This window comes from Shinella sp. GW835-FHT14H05, from assembly GCF_058793575.1.
The window spans coordinates 714,908-736,206 of sequence record NZ_JBXAFY010000002.1; the positions used below are offsets into that span (position 1 = coordinate 714,908).

Sequence of the window (21,299 nt, forward strand, 5' to 3'; positions counted from 1 at the left end):
CCGGCCTTAACTGATCACGCGCGCTCCGGCATCCTCGGCGTGCTGGCCAGCAATTGCCTTGTATAGGGGTGGGCCGGGCGCGCGAGGATATCGCGCGTTGCCCCCTGCTCAACGATCCTGCCCTTTTCCAGCACGACCAGCCGTTCGCACAGCAGGGCGACGAGCGCGATGTCATGCGAAACGACGACGAAGGTCATGCGCGCCGACAGGTTGCGAAGCAGGTCGATGATGCGCGTGCGGGTCGTCAGGTCCAGCGCGCTCACCACCTCGTCGGCAATGATCAGGTCGGGATCGGCGACGATCGCCCGCGCAATCGCGATGCGCTGGCGTTGGCCGCCGGAAAACTCGTGCGGATAGCGCCGCGCCGCATCCGCCGGCAGGTCCACATCCCGCAACGCCTGTTCGACGGCGGCGGCGATATCGGTCTCGATCTTCAGGGAGCGCAACGGCTCGGCGATGATGTCGAACACGCGCTGGCGCGGATCGAGCGAAGAATAGGGATCCTGGAAGACCGCCTGCACGCTGCGGCGAAAGCCGCGCATGAAGCTGCGATCGGCGGCGTCTAGCCGCTCGCCGCGGAACGAAACCGTGCCGGACGACGCGCGCTCCAACCCGAGCAGCAGCTTCAGCATGGTGGTCTTGCCCGAGCCGGACTCTCCGACGATGCCGAGATTGCTGCCGGCCTCGACGGCAAGGTCGATATCCTGCAGCACCCTGCTGCCCCTGCCATAGGAGAAGGAAACGCCGGACAAGGCGAGAAGCGTCATGGTGCAAACTCCAGCGCAGCATCGAAGGCGCGGGCGGCCGCGACCAGGCCCTCTGTATAGGGATGGGCAGGCCGGCCGAAGAGCGTGCCGACAGGCCCCTCCTCGATCAGCGCGCCATGACGCATCACCAGCGCCCGCTCCGCCACGGTCGCCACCACCGGGAGGTCATGGCTAATGAAGAGCAGACCCATGCCCTCGTCTCGCACCACCGTCTCCAGCAGCTTCAGGATTTCGGCCTGCGTGGTCACGTCGAGGGCTGTGGTCGGTTCGTCGGCGATCAGCAGCTTCGGCCGGCAGGCGAGCGCCATGGCAATGGCACCACGCTGGCGCTGGCCGCCGGAAATCTCATGCGGATAGGCGCGGGCGATGCGCGCGGGCTCCGGCAGGGCGACACGCTCCAGGAGGGCAAGGACGCGCGACGTAACCTCCGCCCTGCCCGGCTTCGTGCCGTCCCGCGATGCCCGGCGGCGAACCACCTCCGCCACCTGGTCGCCGATCCGCATCAAGGGATCGAGCGCCGTCATGGGCTCCTGAAATACCGCCGCGACGCTGCGGCCGCGCAGGGGAACGAGATCGCGGTCACGCGCGCCGATGACCGGGTGACCGTCGAGGGTGATCGAGCCGGTGACGCGCATGGTGTCCGGCAGAAGGCCCAGCACGGCGAGCGCCGTCAGCGACTTGCCCGAGCCGGATTCGCCGATGAGGCCGACCCTTTCGCCGGCAGCGATGGAAAAGGAAATGCCGGACACGAGCGGGCGCCCGGCGGTGCGGATCTGGAGGTCCTCGACGGACAGCAAGGTGCTCACCGGCTCCTCCTGCGGGTGGGGTCGGCGGCCTCGCGCAGGCCGTCGGCGAACAGGTTGAGGCCGATGACCAACGACACCAGCGCAAGGCCAGGGGCGATGGCCCCGAACGGCGCGGTGTAGACGGAGGCCTGCGCCTCCTGGAGAAGCCTGCCCCAAGAGGCATTGGGCGGCGGCGCGCCAAGCCCGAGATAGGAAAGCGAGGCTTCGGCGATGACCGCAAGGCCGAATTGCAGGGCGAAATTGACGATCAGCGTCGGCCAGATGTTCGGCAGCACATGGATGCGCACGATGCCCGGCGAGGAGGTGCCGGAAATGCGCGCCGCCGTGATGTAGTCCATGGAGAGGATGCGCTTGGCGAGGATGCGCGTCAGCCGCGCCACGATGGCCGATCCGGCAATGCCGATGGCGAGGATCGCGGTCCACAGGCTGGCGCCATCGCTGGAGGCGACGATCAGCATGGCGAGCAACAGCGTCGGGAAAGCGATCAGGATGTCGAGTGCTGCGGCCAGCACGTCGTCGAGCGTGCGCGTGGCGAAGGCGGCGAGCACCCCGATGGTGACGCCGATCAGCGCGCCGAGCGCCACCGCCCCGCAGCCGACGACGAGCGCGATGCGCGAACCGATCATGATCTGGGTCATCAGGTCGCGGCCGAGCCGGTCCGTGCCCGCCCAATGGACGAAGGAGGGGCCTTCGAGACGCCCCCCGACCATGTCGCCCACCGCATAGGGCGTCCAGACGAGCGAGAGCAGCGCGATCACCAGATGCAGGCCGACCAGCAGGCCGCCGACCATGAGCGGCCAGGGCATGGAGGATTTTGGATGTGCGCCATCGCTGGCGGCAAGAGTGTCGCTCATGCCCCACCTCCGGTCACGCGGCCGCGCAGGCGGGGATCGATCAGCCGCTGGATGAGATCGGCGGCAAAGCCGACCAGCAGCACCAGCAGCGTGGAGACGAAAAGCACGCCCTGCACATTGGGATAATCACGCTGCTCTATGCCGAGCAGCAGCATGGAGCCGAGGCCCGGCAAGGCGAACACGCGCTCCACCACCACGGCGCCGAGCAGCGTGGAGGCGAGCTCGATGCCGAGTACGGAAATGACCGGTACCGCGCCGTTGCGGATGCCGTGATGAACCAGCGCCTCGGAAAAGGTGGCGCCGAGCGCGCGGGCGGTGCGCAGGTAATCGCTGCCGAGCACGTCCTGCGTCGCCGAGCGCACGTAGCGGATGAGCGAGGCCGACATGACGATGGCGATGGTCGCGACCGGCAGCACAAGAGCCTGGAAGGCCGCACCCGTGGATTGCCAGCCGCGCGAGGGGAAGCCGCCGGAGGGAAATAGCCGCAGATTGACCGCAAAGACCGTGGCCAGCAGGATGCCGATCCAGAACACCGGAATGGCGATGCCGAGCTGGGAGACGACGGAGATCAGCCCGCCATACCACCGGTTCTGGCGCACGACCGAGAGGATGCCGAGCGGCACGGCAATGGCGGCGGCGACGAGGAAGGCGAGCAGCGTCAGCGGCACGGTGACGACGAGGCGCTTGCCGATCTCTTCAAGCACCGGCGCACCGCTGACGAAGGAATTGCCGAGATCAAAGCGCGCGAGGTTTCCGGCAAAACGCAGGAACTGTTCGTAAAGCGGCAGGTCCGAGCCCACCTGCTTGCGGGCGGCCTCGATCTGCGCCGCGTCGGCACCCACGGAGACCAGCGCATTGGCGGGATCGCCCGGCAGGAGGCGCAGCAGCGCGAACAGGATGACGGCGGCAATGACGACCGACAGCGCCAGGATGGCGGAGCGGCGGAGTATGTAGGAACGTATGGTCTTGACCTCTCAAGCGCGGACGCCGCCGGACCATAGGTCAGGCGGCGTATCGTGTCGAGCATGCCGCTTGCGGGTGGGCGGTTACTCGGCTGCCTTGGTGATGCCGTAGGCGAAGAACTGCGAGTTCAGGCCATTCAGCGGATAGCCGGTGACCGTCGCCTTCGACACCACGATCTGCGGATAGAGGTAGAACCAGTTGCTGGCCGCATCCTCAGCGATGATCGTGTTGGCTTCCTTGAGCTTTTCGGCCTGCTCGGCGTCCGTGGCGCTGGATTCCGCCTGCTTGATCAGGTCCACGACCTTCGGATTGTTGTAGCCCCAGTAGAAATCGGGGTTGCCGTAGAACACGATGTCGCGGTGGTTGACGTGCTCCTGCAAGGTCGCCTGGAAGTCATGCGCCTTGTAGATCTTGGTGTACCATTCGTTGGCCGTGATGACGTTGATCTCGACCTTCACGCCGATCTTGGCCAGCTCGCTCTGGATGAACTGCGCGGCAATCGGATGCGGGTCGTAATTCGGCGTATCGATGGTGAAGGTGAAGCCGTCGGGATAACCCGCTTCCTTGAGCAGCGCCTTGGCGCTTTCCGGATCATAGGCGTCGACCTTCGTCAGGTCGGCATACCATGCATCGGTCGGCGGCACGAAGGAGCCGATCAGCGTACCGTAGTCGCCCCACACGGCCTTCAGCAGCTTCTCGTCGTCGATGGCGCGGGCGAGCGCCTTACGAACCTTCACATTGTCGAAGGGCGCGACACGGTCGTTATAGGCGAGCAGCAGCTTCGTCGTGGACTTGCCTTCGCTGACGGTGAATTCCGGATTGTCCTTGAACTGCGCCAGCGAATCCGGGCTCTGCACGGAGGTGATGATATCGACCGAGCCGGTGAGCAGCGCGTTGTTCAGCGCCGTCGCCTCGGTGAAATACTGGAAGACGACCTCGCCGTTCTTCGGCTTCTCGCCCCAGTACTTGTCAAAACGGGCGATCGCCAGCGACGAGCCGCGACGCCATTCCTGGAGCGCGTAGGGGCCGGTGCCGTCTTCCTTCGCCTGAAGGTCCGTCGCCTCGTCGTTGACCACCCAGACATAGCTGAGATTGTAGGGCAGCGAGATCGAGCGCGCGGCAAGCTTCACGACCACCGTCGCATCATCCGGCGTCTCGATGCCGGCGATGGTTTTCAGGCTGTTCTTGCGCGAGCTTTTCGAGGCTTCGGCGGTGACCCGCTCGATCGAGAATTTCACGTCCTTAGCCGTCAGCGGCGCGCCGGAATGGAAGGTCACGCCCGGTTGCAGCGTGAATGTATAGGTCAGGCCGTCCTCGCTGACCTTGGTGTCCTTCGCAAGCACCGGCTCCACCGTGCCGGCATCCGTCAGGCGGAACAGCGCCTCGTAGACATTGCCGTTGAAGGCTTCGTTGATGCCCTGGCCGGCGCCCGCGGTGTTGTCGAGGTTCTGCGGCTCGTAGAGCGAGCCGATATTGACGGTCGCGTCCGGATCGCTCTCCGCGGCAAGCGCGTGGCCGAAGGCTCCCATAGCGAGAACGGCGGCAAGTGCCGTCGTCACAGCCCGGTTGCTGCGCCCTGCCGCCTGGTTGCGGGTTTCAAAACCGCTCATCTCGTTCTCCTGTTTCAAGCGGGCCGATGCAAAGGCCCATCATGGGCGGGGATTGTACGTATCCTCGGTGCCACGCGATATCCGGTTCCACTCCAATTTGCGGAATTTAAAGGGAATTGTCTTTCAACGATCGCCAAATCCATGGATAGTTTTCGCGCCCGCGGCCGGGCGGCATAAGGATGGGAACGAGGAACGAATGGGCGACATGGACCGCACGAGGGCCGAGGCCCTGCTGGCATCGGACGGGCTGGACGGCATGGTGCTGTTCCGGCCGGAAGCATTTCGCTACGCGACCGGCCTTCAGCCGGGCGTCGCCACCATGTGGGGCCGCGCCGGCTCGGCCATCGCCCTGGTGCCTGCGCAGGCGACGGAACGGCTCGCCGCGGTCATGAGCGACCATGCCGCGCAGGGCGCAAAGACCCTGGGCGGGACGATCGATATCCGCACCCACCGCATCTGGATCGATGGCGTGACCGTCCAAGGCGCCGGCTCGATTGCCGATATCGATGCGGCCTATCGCGACAGCGGCAATGTCGGCCCCCGCCCGGAAACCTTCGACCAGGCGGCCTGCTTCCGGCTTCTGGCGGACCTCCTCGCAGAACACGGGCTTTCCAAAGCCGCGCTCGGCGTCGACCTCGATTTCATGCCCGCCGCCGATTTCGCCCGGCTGAAGGCCACTATCCCCGGTGTCGACTGGCGCGATGCGTCCGACGCGCTGCGGCGCCTGCGCCTCATTAAGAACGCCCGGGAGATCGACCGGCTGCGCAAGGCGGCGCACTGCGCCGAGGCGGGGCTCGAAAGCCTTATGCGCACAGCAAGGCCCGGCGTTCGCGTGGCGGAGCTTTCGGCGGCATGGCTTTCCGGCGCGCGCCAGGCCGCCGTTGAAGGCGGACACGGGCTGTCCGGCCATTGGGACTATATCTCCATCGGCCCCGACCTGCAGGATGCCGGTGCGTCTCTGGGCGAAGGCGACCTCATCAAGGCCGATGTCGGCACGCTGGTCGATGGCTATTCCTCCGACGGGGCACGGACCTTCGTCTGGGGCAAGGCCTCGCCGCTTGCCGAGGACATCTACAAGGCGCTGCTGGAGACATTCCTCGCCGGCGTCGGGGTTTTGAAACCCGGGCGCCGCTTCGCAGAGGTGCATGAAACCATGCTGTCGACCATGCGCCGGCATGGTTTCCGGGAATATTACCGCGGCCATTTCGGCCATTCCGTCGGCGCGGCCGCCGGCATCGAGGAATGGCCCTTCCTCTCCCACGGCAACGGGATCGTTATCGAACCCGGCATGGTGCTCGCCCTCGAAGCGCCGTTCTATGCCAATGGCATCGGCGCGCTGATGATCGAGGAACAGTTCCTGATCACGCCGGAGGGCGCGCAAACCATGAACCGGCTGCCGCGCGAACTCGTCTCGCTCGGTTGAAACCGCTCCAGATGCCAAGGGCGGCGACATTCTTTCAGGCCTCGCCCCGAATTCGGAATTACTTTCCTTCTTAATTGATAGATGCGGGCACGCGGAAAGGCACGGCATAGCTGTCAGCAGCGCGGTCGAGCTTGGGTCTATTCGATGATTCACTCGCATTGTGACGGTGCCCAAGGCCGCTAGGGCCGGTACGCGTGAAACGGCCGGCTCTTGCCGGCCGCTGCGCAAACGGCTCCTACCCTTCGTTCCGACCGGCCGGAGGCCCGCCATTGCGCGTTTGCGCGCCCTGAAGCGATGCGGCCAGAGCCTCGGCTGCCGCATAGGCCTGCACGACGATTTCCGGAACGAGGTCGATATCCGGAAGGCTTCCGAGGCCGAGCGGCCCCATCGCGAAAAGCCCCTCGAAGATTTCCGGCTCGACGATCACCCGGCCCGCGCGGTCGACGAAGATGCCGAGTTCGAGTTCGTCGCGCTGCACCAGGTTTCCGGCGATCAGCGCGCGAAACAGCGGCGAATCCAGATCGGTCGGCCGGATGCGACAATCGATCGTCCGGTCCGCGGGCAGGACCTGAAGCCCCACGGCCGTCGAAAGCAGCACGCCATTCGTCGCGATGCGCTCGACCTTGCCCTTGCGCACCGTGATGGCACCGCCGGCGATCGCCCGGTGCAGGCGCTCGTATTGGCCCGGCGGCAGGCGATTGCGATGGCTGTCGTAGATCGGCTTCACATGGCGCTTGAAGCGGCGGCGTTCATCCGGCGTTAGCCCCTGCCAGAGGGCGCGGGCGCGCTGGCGGAAGTCGTTCATGATCCCCTGCCAGCCGGACCCCTCCGCTGCCGCCCTGTTCGCCGCTTCGCGCAGATAGCGGAAGGCACCGCGCAGCGTGTGCGGGAAGGGCCGGTCGGAGGTCACGGCCCCGACGGCGGAAGAGGTATGCGGCTGCGGCAGGAAGCCAGAAGCCGAGATCAGCGTGACGTGGGATGCCTCGCCTGCCGCGAGCAGCCTCAGCGCGCGATTGACGGCATGGACGCCTCCACCGATCACCAGCGCCTCCCCGACGCTGCCCTGGGTGGGGGCACAGTCGGCGCCGTCGCGCAGGCCGTAGCCGGTCGCCAGGAAGATCGCATCGAACCGCGTCTGGCCGTCACTGGAAAGAGCCGAGAAGCCGCCCCCCGGATGCCGCCCAATCGCCGTCACGCTGTCGGCGCGGACCTGCACCATGACATCCGTCCGCTCGCGCAGGGCCTCGGAGAAGCGCTGGTAGACATAGGCGCTGAAGACCTCCCCCGGAACGAAGGCATGGTCGACATTGCCGGCAGGCGACGCCGCGCGCTCGCGCCAGACATCGTCGGTTTCGAGCCACCGCCGGAAATCCTCCCGTGCCGCCGGATCGATCGAGAGGTCGCGGACGCGGCTGTTGAGCAGCGTCGAGGCGGAGCGGCCGGCAGCCTCCCCGCCATCGATCTTGGGATAGGGATCGTAGAGCACGAGATGAAAAGGCCCGTGGAACGCCTTGAGCAGGGCGATCGCCGTCATGAGGCCGGTGAAACCCCGGCCGACGATGGCGATCCTCACAAGCGAGCCGGCCTGCGGCGAGGGCGATGAGAATTGGGCGGGCACAAGCGTCATCGGTCGGCTCCTTTCCTGCATTTGCACCAGGCGGTCTTCCATCGGCGGCCCCTGCGGGCGCGCCGTGACACGGCATATCTCTACCAAAACAATAGAATTAGGACGGCGAAAGCAAGGGCGATTTTCAAGATATCCGCTCAATTGCGGACCGCGCGCCGCGGGCGAGCCGGCCCTGCCTAGGCGAAAAACCGGTTCTGCGGGCGGGAAAGCCCGAGGTGCTCGCGCAAGGTCGTGCCCTCGTAATCGCTGCGGAAAAGACCGCGCCGCTGCAGTTCGGGCACCAGCTTTTCGACAACGTCGTCAAGGCCCTGCGGCAGATAGGGGAAGACGACGTTGAAGCCGTCCGAACCCTCTTCCCACAGCCATGCAGCCATCTCGTCCGCCACGGCCTCGACCGTGCCGACGAAGGCCAGTCCGGCGTAACCGCCATGGCGCTGGGCGAGCTGGCGCACCGTCAGCCCCTCTTCCTCGGCGAGTTTCAACACCTGCGCGCGGCCGGTCTTGCTGGCATTGGTCTGCGGGATCGGCGGCAGCGGCGCATCCGGTTCGAAGCCCGAAGCATCATGGCCGAGCGCGATGGAGAGCGACGCGATCGCGCTCTCGTAATGCACGAGGCTATCGAGCGTCAGGCGCTTTGCCCGCGCCTCCTCGACCGTATCGCCGATGACGACGAAGGCGGCCGGCAGGATCTTCAACGCGTCGCGCTCGCGGCCGACGGCGGCAAGCCGCCCCTTGATGTCGGCGTAGAGGCTGCGGCCGGCGGCAAGATCGCGCGGCGAACAGAAGACGACCTCGGCCGTCTCCGCCGCAAGCTGCCGCCCCGGCTCCGACTGTCCCGCCTGCACGATGACCGGCCAGCCCTGCGGTGGCCGCGCAATGTTGAGCGGACCGCGAACCTTCAGTTCCGGTCCGGAATGGTCGAGAACGTGCAAGCGTTCGGGATCGAAGAACAGGCCGCTTTCGACATCGCGGATGAAGGCGTCATCGGCGAAACTGTCCCACAGGCCGGTCACGACGTCGAAAAATTCTCGCGCCCGCGTGTAGCGCTCTCCATGCTCCACATGATCGTCCAGCCCGAAATTGCACGCGGCATCCGGGTTCGAGGTCGTGACGATGTTCCACCCCGCCCGGCCCCCGCTGATATGGTCGAGCGAGGCGAACCGCCGGGCGATATGATAGGGCTGCTCGAAGGTGGTGGACGCGGTCGCCACTAGGCCGATCCGCTCGGTCACCGAGGCGAGCGCCGAGAGCAGCGTGAACGGCTCGAACGACGTGACGGTATGGCTGCGGCGCAGCGCCTCGATCGGCATGTTCAGCACCGCGAGATGGTCCGCCATGAAAAAAGCGTCGAACTTCGCGGCCTCAAGCTTCAGCGCGAAGGATTTGAGGTGCTGGAAATTGAAGTTGGCGTCCGGATAGGCCCCCGGATAGCGCCATGCGCCCGTGTGGAGGCTGACCGGGCGCATGAAGGCACCAAGATGCAACCTCTTTTCAGGCCGCAAGCCGCTCACCCGTCGACAGATGGGAATGGACCGCCCCGCTCAGCTGGCCGAGGGTCGCAAACCGGCGCTGATCCAGGTCGAAGACGTGAAATTTGACGGCGATGAACCGAAACAGGCCATCTTCCGGCACCGCTATCCCGACGGGCACGCCCGCATATTCAATGGTCTGCTTGTTCATGATGCAATACGTCCCGCTCTATCGCTGAAACGCCCGAAAGGGCTTTAAGAGGCACATCCAACGCGAAGGCAAGCACGACACGACCAGCGGACAACAGCGCCACGACCATCGGCCACGGGCATCAAAACGGAAGTGGTCATCCTGTCTTCTCCGCGATTGTCGGGCCGATACTCTATAATTTATATGTACTATTTTCACCAATTCCGCTCAAGCTAAAATGCCGAAGCGACGGAAGAAAAATCCAACATTCTCCATTTTGCCGTTCACGATAGGAAGATATTTTCTCGATGCTGCTTACGCAGCGTCTTTTTTTACCGCGCACCGGCATTGGGGCGCAGCCGTCAAGGCGCTCCGCGATGGAATAGACAGCCGAACGATGCTCGGTCCGCTCAATTCATTTCGCCAGATAACCGCCATCAGCTTCGAAACAGGCGCCAGTCACGAAGGACGCGGCATCCGAGAGCAGGAAGAGGATGACGTTGGTGATTTCGTCCGCCTGCCCGACGCGCTGCATGGGATGAAGGGCTGCTGCGGCCTGCCGCTTTTCGTCGCTCAGATGGCCGAGCAGCGGCGTGTCGATAAAGCCCGGGGCGACGGCGTTGATGCGGATACGCTGCCCCGCATGGTCGAGTGCAGCCGCCTTTGTGAAGCCGATGACGCCGTGTTTGGCCGCGGTATAGGCAGGCTGGCCGGCAAAGCCGCGAAACCCCATGATGGAGGCGACATTGACGATGGAGCCGCCGCCGCGTTTGAGCATCGCCGGAATCTGATGGCGGACCGCGTTGAACACGCCGGTGAGGTTCACCGCGATGATCCTGTCCCATTGCTCGGCCGGATATTGCGCGGTCTCGCAGCGCGGCAGATCGATGCCGGCGGAGTTGACCGCGAGATCGAGGCCGCCAAAATGTTCGACGCCCCGCGCGACCGCCGCCTCGACGCTTGCAAACGACGCGACGTCGAGTTCAAGAGGGAGGACGTCGTCGGAGCTCAAAGTCGCGGCGAAGGCGGCAAGCCGATCACCGTCCCGGTCAGCGAGAACGAGTTTTGCGCCGAGATCGGCAAGCCGGAGGGCCGTCGCCGCGCCGATGCCGGAAGCGGCGCCGGATACGAAGGCAACCTTGCCCGCGAAGGCGGCCGGATCGAGGAGAGACGATGTCATGGCTACCCTATCTGCCGCGGCGGACGCCGCCTATTTGTAGACGCCGACCCAGATGATGATGGCCGGCTCGGTTTTCGATGGGTTGCGCGAGCGGTAAGTCGAGGAGCGGTTAAAGCGGTAGCTGTCGCCTTCGAAGAGTTCGAACTTTTCCTCGTCCACCCAGAGTTCGAGCCGCCCTTTCTGGATGTAGCCATATTCGGCGCCGGCCGTCGGCACGTTCTTGGGTTCCGTCTCCAGGCCGGGCTCGAAGGTCGACATCATGAATTCGACGTCGGAATCGAGTTGCGGCGTCAGAAGCTCGGTACGTGCGCCCCGGTGCAGCATGAAGCGGCGCTGGCCGCCGCGCACGACAATGTCCTTTTCCCGCTCAGCCTCCGGCTGCTTTTCCTCCAAGTCGACGAACCAGCTCATCGGCACGCCAAAGATCGTACAGGCGGCATAAAGATCCTTCAGCGTCGGCTGCGACAGGCCGCGTTCGAGCTGGCTGATATAGCCCGTCGAACGGTTCAGCCCATCGGCAAGCTGCTGGATGGTGATGCGACGCGACCGCCGCAGCTCACGCAGCGTCTTGCCGACATGATCGGGGGCCTGGGGCGCGGCAACGGGATTGCTCATTGAAAAACCCTGACAAGTTCACTTGAATGATGGAACTGGGCAAATACTTCATCGAAGTCAACACGGACCGAACATTGTGGCCGCCCCAAAACAATTTGTCCCCATCTACGGGCGTCTCAGCCGAACGTTCCCGCCGTCGTGCCGCCATCCAGCACATAGACCATGCCATTGGCGTAACTTGCCTGCGGCGAGAGCAAGTGGCCGATGGCATCTGCCACTTCCGCCGGCTGGGCAAAGCGGCCGAGCGGCACGCGGCGCTCATAGAAAGCGCGATCGTAGACGCCGCCGCTCTCCTTCAAGAGGCTGTCGGCCATCGGCGTATCGACGAAGCTCGGGCAGACGACATTGCTGCGCAGCCCGTCCGGACCATGATCGAGCGCCATGCAGCGGATCAGGCCGACCACGCCATGCTTGGAGGCGCTGTAGGCGGCGTAACCGCGCGAGCCGCGTACACCGGAATCGGAACTGACCGCGACGAAGGCGGAGGTAGCGTTCTTCAAGAGATGTGGCACCGCGTGTCGCGCGAGAAGGAACGGGCCGGTTAGGTTGACGGCAATCGTGATCGCCCAGGTCTCGTCGGTCAGCGTCGTGACGTCGCCTTTCCGGGCGACACCGGCGGCGGCAACCACAGCCGAGAGAAACCGATGCGCATCGACTGCACGACCCACCGCCGAGGCGACGTCAGCATCCGAGGACGCGTCGCCAACCACCTCAAGCGCGGCGGCGCCCTTGCTGCGGCAGGCGTCTGCAACTTCGGACAAGGCCGACGCGTTGAGATCGAACAGCGTCAATGCGGCGCCGCTTTTCGCAAGCCCGAGCGCCGTCGCCCGCCCGATCCCGGAGGCGGCGCCCGAGATCAGGATAGAAGTCTCGAATGTCGACATTAAATCTCCCCTGCCGGTCTCAAGCGCCGAGATAGGCGGCCTTGAGGTCCGGGTCGTTGAGCACGTTGTTCGCCCCGCCCTCCACCGAGCAGCGGCCGGCATCGATGACATAGGCATAGTCGGCGATTTCGAGCGCCACGGCGGCATTCTGCTCGACGACGATGAGGCTGATGCCCGACTTCGAGAGCGTGATGATGATCTCAAAAATCTGGTTGATAATTTTCGGCGCAAGGCCGAGCGAGGGCTCGTCCAGCATCAAAAGCTCCGGCGTCGCCATCAGTGAGCGGCCGATCGCCAGCATCTGCTGCTGGCCGCCGCTCATGCGGCTTGCCAGCGAATGGCGTCGTTCCTTGAGCACCGGGAACATGTCGTAGACCTGGGTGCGTATTTCGTCGAAGCTGCGCCCGCGGTTCGAAATATAGCCGGCGAGCAGGTTTTCCTCCACCGTCAGGCGCTGCAAGATCTGCCGCCCTTCCGGGCAGTGGGCGAGGCCGAGGCGGGTGATCTCCTCCGGCGGCAGGCCCTTGATCGGCCGGCCCTTGAATTCGATCTCGCCGGAATAGATCTGCGTCAGGCCGGAAATGGAGCGCAGCGTCGAGGTCTTGCCGGCGCCGTTTGCACCGATGATCGTGACGATCTCGCCGGCATTGACCTCCAGATCAATGCCGAACAATACCTGCGTTCGCCCGTAGCCCGCCTTGAGCCCGGCGACTTTGAGCAAGCTTGCGGATGTCGTCGAGTTCTTCCGTGGTTCCAAGGTAGGCCTCCTGCACTCTTTCGTTCGTGCGCACCAGATCCGGCGTGCCGGAGCAAAGCAGCTCGCCATAGTTCAAGACGTCGATCCGGTCCGAGATGGACATGACCAGGTCCATGTCATGCTCGACGAGAATGATCGCCCGGTCGGCGCGTTTCAGGCTGGCGATCATCGCCGCCATGTCCTTCGTTTCGGTATGGTTGAGGCCGGCCGCCGGCTCGTCGAGCAGCACGATTGGCGCCTCTGTGACGAAGGCGCGCGCCAGTTCGAGGATCTTCTGGCGGCCGTATGGCAAGTCGCCGGCCAGCACATCCGCCACATCCGACAGATGGAACTGGGCGAGGCAAGCGTGGCAGATTTCGAGCCGCTCAGGCTTGCTAAGCCGTTTGGCGCCGGTGAGGAAAGTCAGCCACGACTGCGGGAAGAAGCAGACTTCGAGATTTTCCAGCACCGTCATACCGTCGAACAGGCGGAGGTTCTGGTAGGTGCGCGATATGCCGAGCTGGGCGATGCGGTGTTTCGGCAGCGTGCTGAGAACCGAAGAGCCGAGCTTTATCGTGCCCGATGTCACGCTATAGGAACCGGCGACCATGTTGACGACGGTCGACTTTCCCGCACCGTTCGGCCCGATGATCGAATAGATCGAACCGACATCGAAGGACAGCGACAGGTTCTTGATCGCGACGAGCGACCCGAAATGCTTGCTTACGTTTTCGAGGGCGAGAGCCATAGGGTCCGGACCTTTCGAATGATGAAGCCGAGGTTGAAGCGGGGCGAGACGAGCCCGCCCGGGCGAAGCACGATGACGGTGACGAGAACGACGCCGTAGATCAGCAGGCGGTATTGCGCGGCGAAATGCAGGACTTCCGGCAGCACGACGAGCACCACGGCACCCGCGATGACACCGACGATATTGCCGACGCCGCCGATGATGATGATCAGCACGACGAGCAGCGATTCCTGGAAGGTGAAGCTTTCTGGGCTGACGAAGCGCTGGAACGAGCCGAAGATCACCCCGCCGGCGCCGCCGATTGCGGCACTCAACGCAAAGGCCAGCAGCTTGAGCGTCGTCGTGTTGATGCCAAGGCCGCGCACCACATCCTGGTCTTCGCGAAGCGCGCGCCAGGCTTTGCCAAGGATCGAGCGCTCCATGTAATAGACGCCGGCGCAGACGAGGACGGTCAACACGAGCAGCAGCCAGTAGAAATGTACCGGGCTGGTGAGCGGCAGGCCGAAGAGGTTCGCCCGGTCGAGGCCGGCAATGCCCTGTGGGCCGTTCGTGATGTCATCGGCATTGTTGATGGCGATGCGGATGATTTCGCCGAAGGAGAGCGTGACGATCGCGAGATAGTCACCGCGCAGCTTCAGCACCGGGAAACCCAGCAGTACGCCCGCAATCGCCCCGGCTGCCGCTCCGATGAACAGCACCACGATGAACGGCAGGTGGATATCGAACTGTCCGCTCGCCAGAAGCGCATAGGCATAAGCACCGACGGCATAGAAGGCGATGAAACCGAGGTCGAGCAGACCGGCATAACCGACCACAAGGTTCAGGCCGACGGCGAGGATGATGTAGATCAGGATGCTGTCCACGACGCGGACATAGTAGGACGGCATGAACGGCACCAGTGACAGCAGCAGGACGCAAAGCGCCAGCACTGCGAGAAGGCCGAGCCGCCGGACGATCACCGAGTTCCCCATGGGTCAGTAATCCTTCTTTGCGACAGTCGTTTCTTCCGAGACCGTCTCGCCGAGCAGGCCGGCGGGCTTGAACAGAAGAACGAGGATGAGGACGGCGAAGGCAAAGACGTCACGATATTCCGTGCCGATATAGCCGAAGGACAGGATGGGCAAAAAGGCCGTGCCGAACACTTCAATCGCGCCGAGCAGGAAGCCGCCGAGCATGGCACCCGGAATGGAACCGATGCCGCCAAGAATGGCCGCGGTGAAGGCCTTCAGGCCGATGACCGAGCCCATGGTCGGCTGCATGATGCCGTAGTAGGACGCGTACATGATGCCGGCCATGGCGCCGAGGCCGGGGCCGATGAAGAAGACGAGGCTGACGGCGCGATTGACGCGGATGCCGAGCAGGCTGGAGGTCGTCCAGCTTTCGGAGGCCGCGCGGATCCAGATGCCGAGGCGGGTGCCATTGACGAAGAGCGTGAGGCCCACCATCAGCAGGACCGCGGCGGCGAGGATGCCGACCTGCACGGTCGTGACCATTCCGCCCAGGGATTCGATCGGCGCGCTGGGCACGATGGCCGGAAAATGCACGGGCTGCGGGCCGACGGTCACGCGCACGGCACTCTGCAAGACGATCGACATGCCAAGCGCGCTCAGCATCGGCGCAAGACGGCCATAGGCGCGCAGCGGCCGATAGGCGAAGCGTTCGATCGCAACGCCGAGAAGGCCGACGACGACGAAGCTCGCGACGATTGCGATGACGGAATCCAGCACCGGCGCCAGGCCACCCAGGCCAATGAGCCCGCTGAAAATGAACGTATAGACGTACGGGCCGAGCATGAAGAACTCCCCGTGGGCGAAGTTGATCAGCCGCATCACGCCATAGACCATCGTGTAGCCAAGGGCGATCAATCCGTAGATTGCGCCGATGGCGAGCGCGAAGATCAGCTGTTGAAGAAAATAGTCGAACAAGGGGGTCGCCTTTATGACAACGGGCCGGCACGGGCTGCGCCGGCCCCATTGAACAATCGTCCGGCTGATTACTGCTTGATCAGCTCGAACTTGCCGTCCTTGACGATATAGAGGTACATCGGCGCGGTGGTGTTTTCGCCATTTTCATCGAAGGCGACCGGGCCGAGCAGCGTTTCGACCGTCACACCATGCAGCTGGGCGAGCACGCCTTCGCGGTCGAGCGTCTCCGCCTTCTCGACGGCGGCGGCCATCACCTGCGCATTGGCGAAGCCCAGCGAGGCATAGGGGCCGGGCGCCCGGCCGAAACGGGCCTGGTGGCGATCGGAGAAGTCCTTCAGTTCCGGCGAGGAATCGTAGGGCGGAAGCTGGAAAGTCATGAGCGCGCCTTCAGCGGAAGCGGCACCCACCTGCGTAATGAAGTCGACGGTGAAGCCAATGTCAGGGCCGATGAACTGGGCCTTCAGGCCCTGTTCGCGCATCTGCTTGAGGAAGAGCGCCAGCTGCGGCATGCCCGCACCCATATAGACGACATCCGGGTTTTCCGGCTTTATCGAGGCGATCAGCGCGGAGAAATCGACATCTTCCGGGTTCGTGCCGAAGGTGCCGGAGACCTTGCCGCCGCCCTTTTCGAAATTGTCCTGGAACACGCCGGCGATGCCCTGGCCGAACACCGTCTTGTCATGCACCAGCACGGCATTCTTCAGGCCGAGCTTTTCGGTGACGTATTTCGCGGGCAGCGCGCCCTGGATGAAGTCGTTGGCGACGGGGCGCACGACGGTCTTGAAGCCCATGCGCATCAGTTCCGGATTGGTCGCGGGCACGACCTGCGGCATGCCGCATTCGGAATAGATGTCGAGGGCCGGCATGGTGACGCCGCTGTTCATGTGGCCGATGACGCCGATGACGGCGCTGTCATCGCAGAACTGCTGGGCGACGAGCGTGCCCTGGCGCGGGTCGGCGCGGTCGTCGAGCGGGCGGAAGACAACCTTGTTGCCCTTGATGCCGCCCTTCTCGTTGAGCTGGTCGAAGTAGAGCTGGGCGCCGTCGATCTGCGACTGGCCGAACTCGGCCTGTGCGCCGGACATCGGCGCGCTGCCGCCGAGCACGATGTCGTCGGCCATGGCCGGCATGACGCTGGAAGCAAACAGCAGCGCTGCGGCGGAAAGAAGTACACGGGTTCTGTTCATAAGGTTCCCCTTTTGCTTGTTGAGATTCGTTGCACGGAACTCCCATCCCGGCAACGCCTGCATGAAATTATTTGTAGCATTCTTCACCAGAGTGACTGGGCATGCGATGACCAGACGTTTCCTTCGACCTCCTCATTTCGCGAGATAACCGCCGTCCACCGCCAGCACATGGCCGGTGGTCATTGCCGATGCCGGACCGGCGAGAAAGATCATGGCGGATGCCACTTCCTCGGGTTCCGCAAGACGCTTGAGCGGGGTCAGGCTGCGGATCTTGTCCATCTGCTCCCGGTCGGCCATCAGATGATCGATCAGCGGCGTCCTGACCCAGGTCGGCGCCACCGCATTCACGCGAATGTCGTTGTCGGCCCATTCGACGGCGAGCGTCCTCGTGAGGTTCACCACGCCGGCCTTCGTCGACTGGTAGGAGACGTTCGGGTGAAGACCGCCGCCGGAAAAACTCATGATCGATGCGGTGTTGATCACCACACCCGGCACGGCGCGGCCGATCCAGGACCGCGCGGCCGTGCGCGAGCAGAGAAACATGCCCGTCAGGTTAACCGAGACAACGCTGTTCCAGTCCTCCAGCGAAAGCTCGGTCGATGGGCGCCGGATGGAGATGCCCGCATTGTTGACGAGGATGTCGATACCGCCGACCTCGCGTTCCATGGTCGCGAAAACGGCCAGGATGTCGGCCTCATGCGTGACGTCGAGGGCGGAGGCTGTCGCCGCACCGCCAGCCTCCGCCACCTCCCGGCGCACGGCTTCCGCCGCCGAAAGGTCCCGATCGAGAACCACGACATGCGCCCCGAAGGCGGCAAACATCAGCGCCGCCGCACGGCCGATGCCCCCACCGCCACCGGTGATGAAGACTCGCTTTCCATCGAGTCTGAACATCCTTTCGGGCGCTTTTGCACACATCATGTGTACGGTTCCCTATAATCCGGCGCTTCAGCCAACAATCTTGCCGAAGGCGAGGACGAAGTTGGCGACGATCATTTCCGCACCGACGATTTCACGGATCTCGAAATCGGAGAACGGATCGTTTGCATTGCCGCCGATCTTGATCTCGGCCGTGCCGAGCGCATGGCGGATCGTTTCGGACTGGCCGAGCGAATTCTCGATGATCTGCGTTTCGACGGCGGCACTTTCCGGCGAGGGAATGATGCGCGTCTGGAAACGTGGATGCAGCGCGGGCTTTTCGAAGGCCGGGCCGTCGGCCTTGAAGTCGATCTCGATCAGCGACGTGCCGCGGCGCGAAAGCTTTGCCTTTACCGCCGTCTCGCTGGCGTCCCAGGCGACCTCGCCCATCTTCTTCGGGTAGCCCCAGACCTCACGGCCGACAGCCATCGAGTCGTCATTGGTGACGATCTCATAGAGCACGTGACCGCCCGGACGCCCCTGGTAGCTCATCGGCACGACGATGCCGCCTTCGGCATAGGAGCCGAGCGAGCCGCCCGCCGGCACGTCCATGATGAAGAATTCGATCACATCGCCGCGCAGCTCGAACTGCGCCGGCAGGGCCGCACGGATCGCCGCCTCGTCGACACGGCAGAACACGCTGACCTTGCTGAAGGCTTTGTAATCAAACGGCGGCGCCTGATAGAGGGGCGAGCGCTGCGGAAGGGAATAGGCCTGCTGGGACATGGGGATTGGAGTCTTTCCTGTATGTTCGCTTCATCTTGAATTTCACATTAATGAAAATATCTGTCAAGATTTTCATTAATGTGATCGTCATAAATTCGTCTGTGAAACAAACTTGATCGTCTGGAAGGTCTCCAGGGCCTCCGGCCCACCTTCCGAGCCATAGCCGGAATCCTTCACGCCATTGAAGGGAACCTCCGCATAGGCGAGGCCGTAATCATTGATCGACAGCATGCCTGTCTCGATGTCTTCGCTGAAACGCAGGGCGTTGCGCTGGGAGCGCGTGAAGGCATAGGCGGCGAGGCCGAAGGGCAGCCGGTTGGCCTCCCCGATTGCGTCATCCACCGTCTTGAAGCGGTTAACGACCGCCACCGGGCCGAACGGTTCCTCGTTCATGATCGCGGCATCCTGCGGCACGTCGGCGAGCACCGTCGGCTCGAAGAAGAAGCCGGCATTGCCGATGCGGTTGCCGCCGGCCAGCAGGCGGCCGCCCTTGGCCACGGCATCGCCGATCAGTCGGTCCATGGCGTCGAGCCGGCGAGCGTTCGCCATCGGCCCCATGTCGATGCCCTCGGAGAGGCCGTCACCCACGCGCACCGCTTTCACCGCGATGACGAAATCTTCCAGGAAATTGTCATAAACTGGCTCTTCGACCAGCACGCGCGTCGGCGCGATGCAGACCTGGCCGGCATTGTGGTACTTGTGCCCGGCCAGCATCGAGACTGCGGACGGCAAGTCCGCATCGGCGCAGACGATGTAGGGCGCGTGTCCGCCGAGTTCCATCGTCACCCGCTTCATATGGGCGCCGGCGAGCGCCGTCAGGTGTTTTCCAACCGGCGTGGAGCCGGTGAAGGAGACCTTGCGGATCACCGGATGCGGAATGAGATATTCAGAGATTTCCGACGGCACGCCGTAGAGAAGGTTGATTGCCCCATCCGGAAAACCGGCATCGGCAAAGGCGCGGACCATCGCCGCGCAAGAGGCCGGAGCCTCTTCGGCCGCCTTGAGGATGACGGTGCAGCCGGCGGCAAGGGCCGCGCAAATCTTGCGGATCGCCTGGGCGACCGGATAGTTCCAGGGCGTGAAAGCCGCGACGACGCCGATGGGCTCCTTCACCACCATCTGCTGCACACCGGCCTTGCGGGCCGGGATGATGCGGCCATAGGAGCGGATGGCCTCTTCCGCAAACCAGCGGATGACGTCATCGGCATTGCGCAGTTCCGAGCGCGCTTCGGCAAGCGGCTTGCCCTGCTCCATGGTCAGGATCGGCGCGATGTCCTCGATGCGGGCGCGCAGGTTATCCGCCGCCGCGTGCAGCAGTTTCGCGCGGTCGCGCGCCATCGTCTTGCGCCACGTTTCAAAGGCTGCAGCAGCCGAAGCAAGCGCGCGATCCATGTCGGCCGTCGTTGCCTTCGCAACGCGACCGATTTCGCTGCCGGTCGCCGGGTTGAGCACGGGCAGCGTCTCGCCGCTCGCACCAGGGGTCCATTCGCCGGCGATGAAGAGTTGGGTATTGGGATACATCGTCTGTCTCACTCAAAATCTGGTGGTCAACGGTCGAAGCACACGAGCGTGCGCGCGAGCACGCCCTGCTCCAGCCAGCGGAAGGCCTCATTGATCTGTTCGATCGGCACGCGCGCGCCGACCTGGCGGTCGAGATCGTAACGGCCGGCGCGGTAGAGGCCGAGGATGCGCTCGAAATCCCGCTCCGGCACGCCGCCGCCATAGTTGCTGCCGATGATGCGCTTCTGGGTGTTGGGTAGCGTCGAGGCCGGCAGGGAGACCATTTCGCCTTTGGCCGCGATGCCGACGGAAATCACCGAACCGCCGAGCCGGACGCTGTCATAGGCAAGCGCGATGGCGGCTGGCCGTCCCGTGCAGTCGATGATGCTGTCCGGGCCGCGACCGCGGCTCAGCGCCTTGAGTTCGGCGGCAACGTCCTGCGTCGCCGAATTCAGGAAATGGGTGGCGCCGAACGAACGGGCGACCCCTTCCTTCTCCGGATTGATGTCGATGGCGACGACGGCCTCCGCACCGGCGACCGATGCTGCGTGGATGGCGTTGATGCCGACACCGCCGACGCCGATCACGCCCACGACCTCGCCGGCCTCGACACGCGCATCATTGACCACCGCGCCAAAACCGGTCGTCACCGCGCAGCCCACAAGCGCGGCCACCTCGAAGGGAATGTCCTTCTCGATTTTCGAGCAGCCGGATTCCGGCACCACGGCAAGCTCGGCAAAGCTCGACACGCAGGTGAAATGGTTGACGGGCTTTTCAGCGCTGCCAAGCCGGCGCGCGCCATTCCAGAGTGTGCCGCCACCGGCCGCGTCGCCATAGGTGTCGCACATGGTCGGCAGGCGCTTGTGGCAATAGAAGCACTCGCCGCAATTCGGCGCCCAGGAAAGGATGACATGGTCGCCCTTTTGTACCTTGGAGACGGCCGAGCCGGTGCGCTCGACGATGCCGGCCGCTTCATGGCCGAGGATGATCGGCAGCTTCGGCCGCGACTTGCCCTTCGCGGCGCTGAGGTCGCTGTGGCACACGCCGGTCGCGATGATGCGCACGAGCACTTCGCGGTCACCCGGATCGGCGATCGGCACGTCTTCGATCACGAGGTCTTCGTTGAACGTGTAGAGAACGGCGGCCTTCATACTGACTGTCTCCCCTCGGG

At 64.3% G+C, this 21,299-nt stretch carries 21 protein-coding genes; 1 reads left to right on the forward strand and 20 read right to left on the reverse strand.

Annotation, left to right across the window (positions count from 1 at the left end; genetic code table 11):
* Nucleotides 1–14 precede the first annotated feature (14 nt).
* The 5 genes from AC1Q6Z_RS10720 to AC1Q6Z_RS10740 all read right to left on the reverse strand — a co-directional run bounded on the left by AC1Q6Z_RS10720 (nucleotide 15) and on the right by AC1Q6Z_RS10740 (nucleotide 5,000).
* Nucleotides 15–767, reverse strand: coding sequence for an ABC transporter ATP-binding protein (locus AC1Q6Z_RS10720; protein ID WP_492647756.1), 753 nt, complete (start codon nucleotides 765–767; stop codon nucleotides 15–17).
* Entirely contained in the window at nucleotides 764–1,573 is an 810-nt protein-coding gene (locus AC1Q6Z_RS10725; RefSeq protein WP_492647757.1) for an ATP-binding cassette domain-containing protein, read from the reverse strand. The genes AC1Q6Z_RS10720 and AC1Q6Z_RS10725 overlap by 4 nt, the downstream gene beginning before the upstream one ends.
* Nucleotides 1,570–2,427 (reverse strand): ABC transporter permease, encoded by an 858-nt coding sequence (locus AC1Q6Z_RS10730; protein ID WP_492647758.1) that lies wholly within the window; start codon nucleotides 2,425–2,427, stop codon nucleotides 1,570–1,572. Before AC1Q6Z_RS10730 ends, AC1Q6Z_RS10725 begins: the two co-directional genes overlap by 4 nt.
* Nucleotides 2,424–3,377, reverse strand: a complete 954-nt coding sequence (locus AC1Q6Z_RS10735; protein WP_492647856.1) for an ABC transporter permease — start codon at nucleotides 3,375–3,377, stop codon at nucleotides 2,424–2,426. Before AC1Q6Z_RS10735 ends, AC1Q6Z_RS10730 begins: the two co-directional genes overlap by 4 nt.
* A gap of 96 nt (nucleotides 3,378–3,473) precedes the next feature.
* A complete protein-coding gene (locus AC1Q6Z_RS10740; RefSeq protein ID WP_492647759.1) occupies nucleotides 3,474–5,000 on the reverse strand; it encodes an ABC transporter substrate-binding protein in 1,527 nt (508 codons plus the stop codon).
* A 196-nt stretch (nucleotides 5,001–5,196) separates the two neighbouring features.
* Between AC1Q6Z_RS10740 and AC1Q6Z_RS10745 the strand changes: the two genes are divergently transcribed.
* Nucleotides 5,197–6,423 (forward strand): M24 family metallopeptidase, encoded by a 1,227-nt coding sequence (locus AC1Q6Z_RS10745; protein WP_492647760.1) that lies wholly within the window; start codon nucleotides 5,197–5,199, stop codon nucleotides 6,421–6,423.
* Between the two features lie 235 nt (nucleotides 6,424–6,658).
* Here the strand turns inward: AC1Q6Z_RS10745 and AC1Q6Z_RS10750 are convergent, their stop codons facing one another.
* The 15 genes from AC1Q6Z_RS10750 to AC1Q6Z_RS10820 form a co-directional block, all read right to left on the reverse strand.
* Complete coding sequence (locus AC1Q6Z_RS10750) at nucleotides 6,659–8,050, reverse strand: FAD/NAD(P)-binding protein (RefSeq protein ID WP_492647761.1); 1,392 nt, start codon at nucleotides 8,048–8,050, stop codon at nucleotides 6,659–6,661.
* 176 nt (nucleotides 8,051–8,226) lie between these two features.
* Nucleotides 8,227–9,516 carry an LLM class flavin-dependent oxidoreductase gene (locus AC1Q6Z_RS10755; protein WP_492647762.1) on the reverse strand — a complete coding sequence of 430 codons (1,290 nt, stop codon included), beginning with the start codon at nucleotides 9,514–9,516 and terminating at the stop codon, nucleotides 8,227–8,229.
* 25 nt (nucleotides 9,517–9,541) lie between these two features.
* Nucleotides 9,542–9,730: a hypothetical protein gene (locus AC1Q6Z_RS10760; protein WP_256115176.1), complete on the reverse strand. Its 189-nt coding sequence runs from the start codon at nucleotides 9,728–9,730 to the stop codon at nucleotides 9,542–9,544.
* Nucleotides 9,731–10,124: 394 nt separating this feature from the next.
* The gene (locus AC1Q6Z_RS10765; protein WP_492647763.1) at nucleotides 10,125–10,889 is read right to left on the reverse strand and encodes an SDR family NAD(P)-dependent oxidoreductase; all 765 of its coding nucleotides are present in this window, start codon (nucleotides 10,887–10,889) and stop codon (nucleotides 10,125–10,127) included.
* A 30-nt stretch (nucleotides 10,890–10,919) separates the two neighbouring features.
* The gene (locus tag AC1Q6Z_RS10770) at nucleotides 10,920–11,504 is read right to left on the reverse strand and encodes a helix-turn-helix domain-containing protein (RefSeq protein ID WP_256115178.1); all 585 of its coding nucleotides are present in this window, start codon (nucleotides 11,502–11,504) and stop codon (nucleotides 10,920–10,922) included.
* A gap of 116 nt (nucleotides 11,505–11,620) precedes the next feature.
* A complete protein-coding gene (locus AC1Q6Z_RS10775) occupies nucleotides 11,621–12,388 on the reverse strand; it encodes an SDR family NAD(P)-dependent oxidoreductase (protein WP_492647764.1) in 768 nt (255 codons plus the stop codon).
* A gap of 19 nt (nucleotides 12,389–12,407) precedes the next feature.
* Nucleotides 12,408–13,109: an ABC transporter ATP-binding protein gene (locus AC1Q6Z_RS10780; RefSeq protein ID WP_435264435.1), complete on the reverse strand. Its 702-nt coding sequence runs from the start codon at nucleotides 13,107–13,109 to the stop codon at nucleotides 12,408–12,410.
* Complete coding sequence (locus AC1Q6Z_RS10785) at nucleotides 13,048–13,872, reverse strand: ABC transporter ATP-binding protein (RefSeq protein WP_492647765.1); 825 nt, start codon at nucleotides 13,870–13,872, stop codon at nucleotides 13,048–13,050. The genes AC1Q6Z_RS10780 and AC1Q6Z_RS10785 overlap by 62 nt, the downstream gene beginning before the upstream one ends.
* Nucleotides 13,848–14,843 (reverse strand): branched-chain amino acid ABC transporter permease, encoded by a 996-nt coding sequence (locus AC1Q6Z_RS10790; RefSeq protein WP_256115182.1) that lies wholly within the window; start codon nucleotides 14,841–14,843, stop codon nucleotides 13,848–13,850. The genes AC1Q6Z_RS10785 and AC1Q6Z_RS10790 overlap by 25 nt, the downstream gene beginning before the upstream one ends.
* Before the next feature lie 3 nt (nucleotides 14,844–14,846).
* Nucleotides 14,847–15,797, reverse strand: coding sequence for a branched-chain amino acid ABC transporter permease (locus AC1Q6Z_RS10795; protein WP_492647766.1), 951 nt, complete (start codon nucleotides 15,795–15,797; stop codon nucleotides 14,847–14,849).
* A gap of 68 nt (nucleotides 15,798–15,865) precedes the next feature.
* Nucleotides 15,866–16,984: a branched-chain amino acid ABC transporter substrate-binding protein gene (locus AC1Q6Z_RS10800; protein WP_492647767.1), complete on the reverse strand. Its 1,119-nt coding sequence runs from the start codon at nucleotides 16,982–16,984 to the stop codon at nucleotides 15,866–15,868.
* A gap of 132 nt (nucleotides 16,985–17,116) precedes the next feature.
* Nucleotides 17,117–17,878 carry an SDR family NAD(P)-dependent oxidoreductase gene (locus AC1Q6Z_RS10805; RefSeq protein ID WP_492647768.1) on the reverse strand — a complete coding sequence of 254 codons (762 nt, stop codon included), beginning with the start codon at nucleotides 17,876–17,878 and terminating at the stop codon, nucleotides 17,117–17,119.
* A 54-nt stretch (nucleotides 17,879–17,932) separates the two neighbouring features.
* Nucleotides 17,933–18,628, reverse strand: coding sequence for an acetoacetate decarboxylase family protein (locus AC1Q6Z_RS10810; RefSeq protein ID WP_256115186.1), 696 nt, complete (start codon nucleotides 18,626–18,628; stop codon nucleotides 17,933–17,935).
* An 87-nt stretch (nucleotides 18,629–18,715) separates the two neighbouring features.
* The gene (locus AC1Q6Z_RS10815; RefSeq protein ID WP_492647769.1) at nucleotides 18,716–20,149 is read right to left on the reverse strand and encodes an NAD-dependent succinate-semialdehyde dehydrogenase; all 1,434 of its coding nucleotides are present in this window, start codon (nucleotides 20,147–20,149) and stop codon (nucleotides 18,716–18,718) included.
* A 26-nt stretch (nucleotides 20,150–20,175) separates the two neighbouring features.
* Nucleotides 20,176–21,279 carry a zinc-binding dehydrogenase gene (locus AC1Q6Z_RS10820; protein ID WP_492647770.1) on the reverse strand — a complete coding sequence of 368 codons (1,104 nt, stop codon included), beginning with the start codon at nucleotides 21,277–21,279 and terminating at the stop codon, nucleotides 20,176–20,178.
* Between the last annotated feature and the right edge of the window lie 20 nt (nucleotides 21,280–21,299).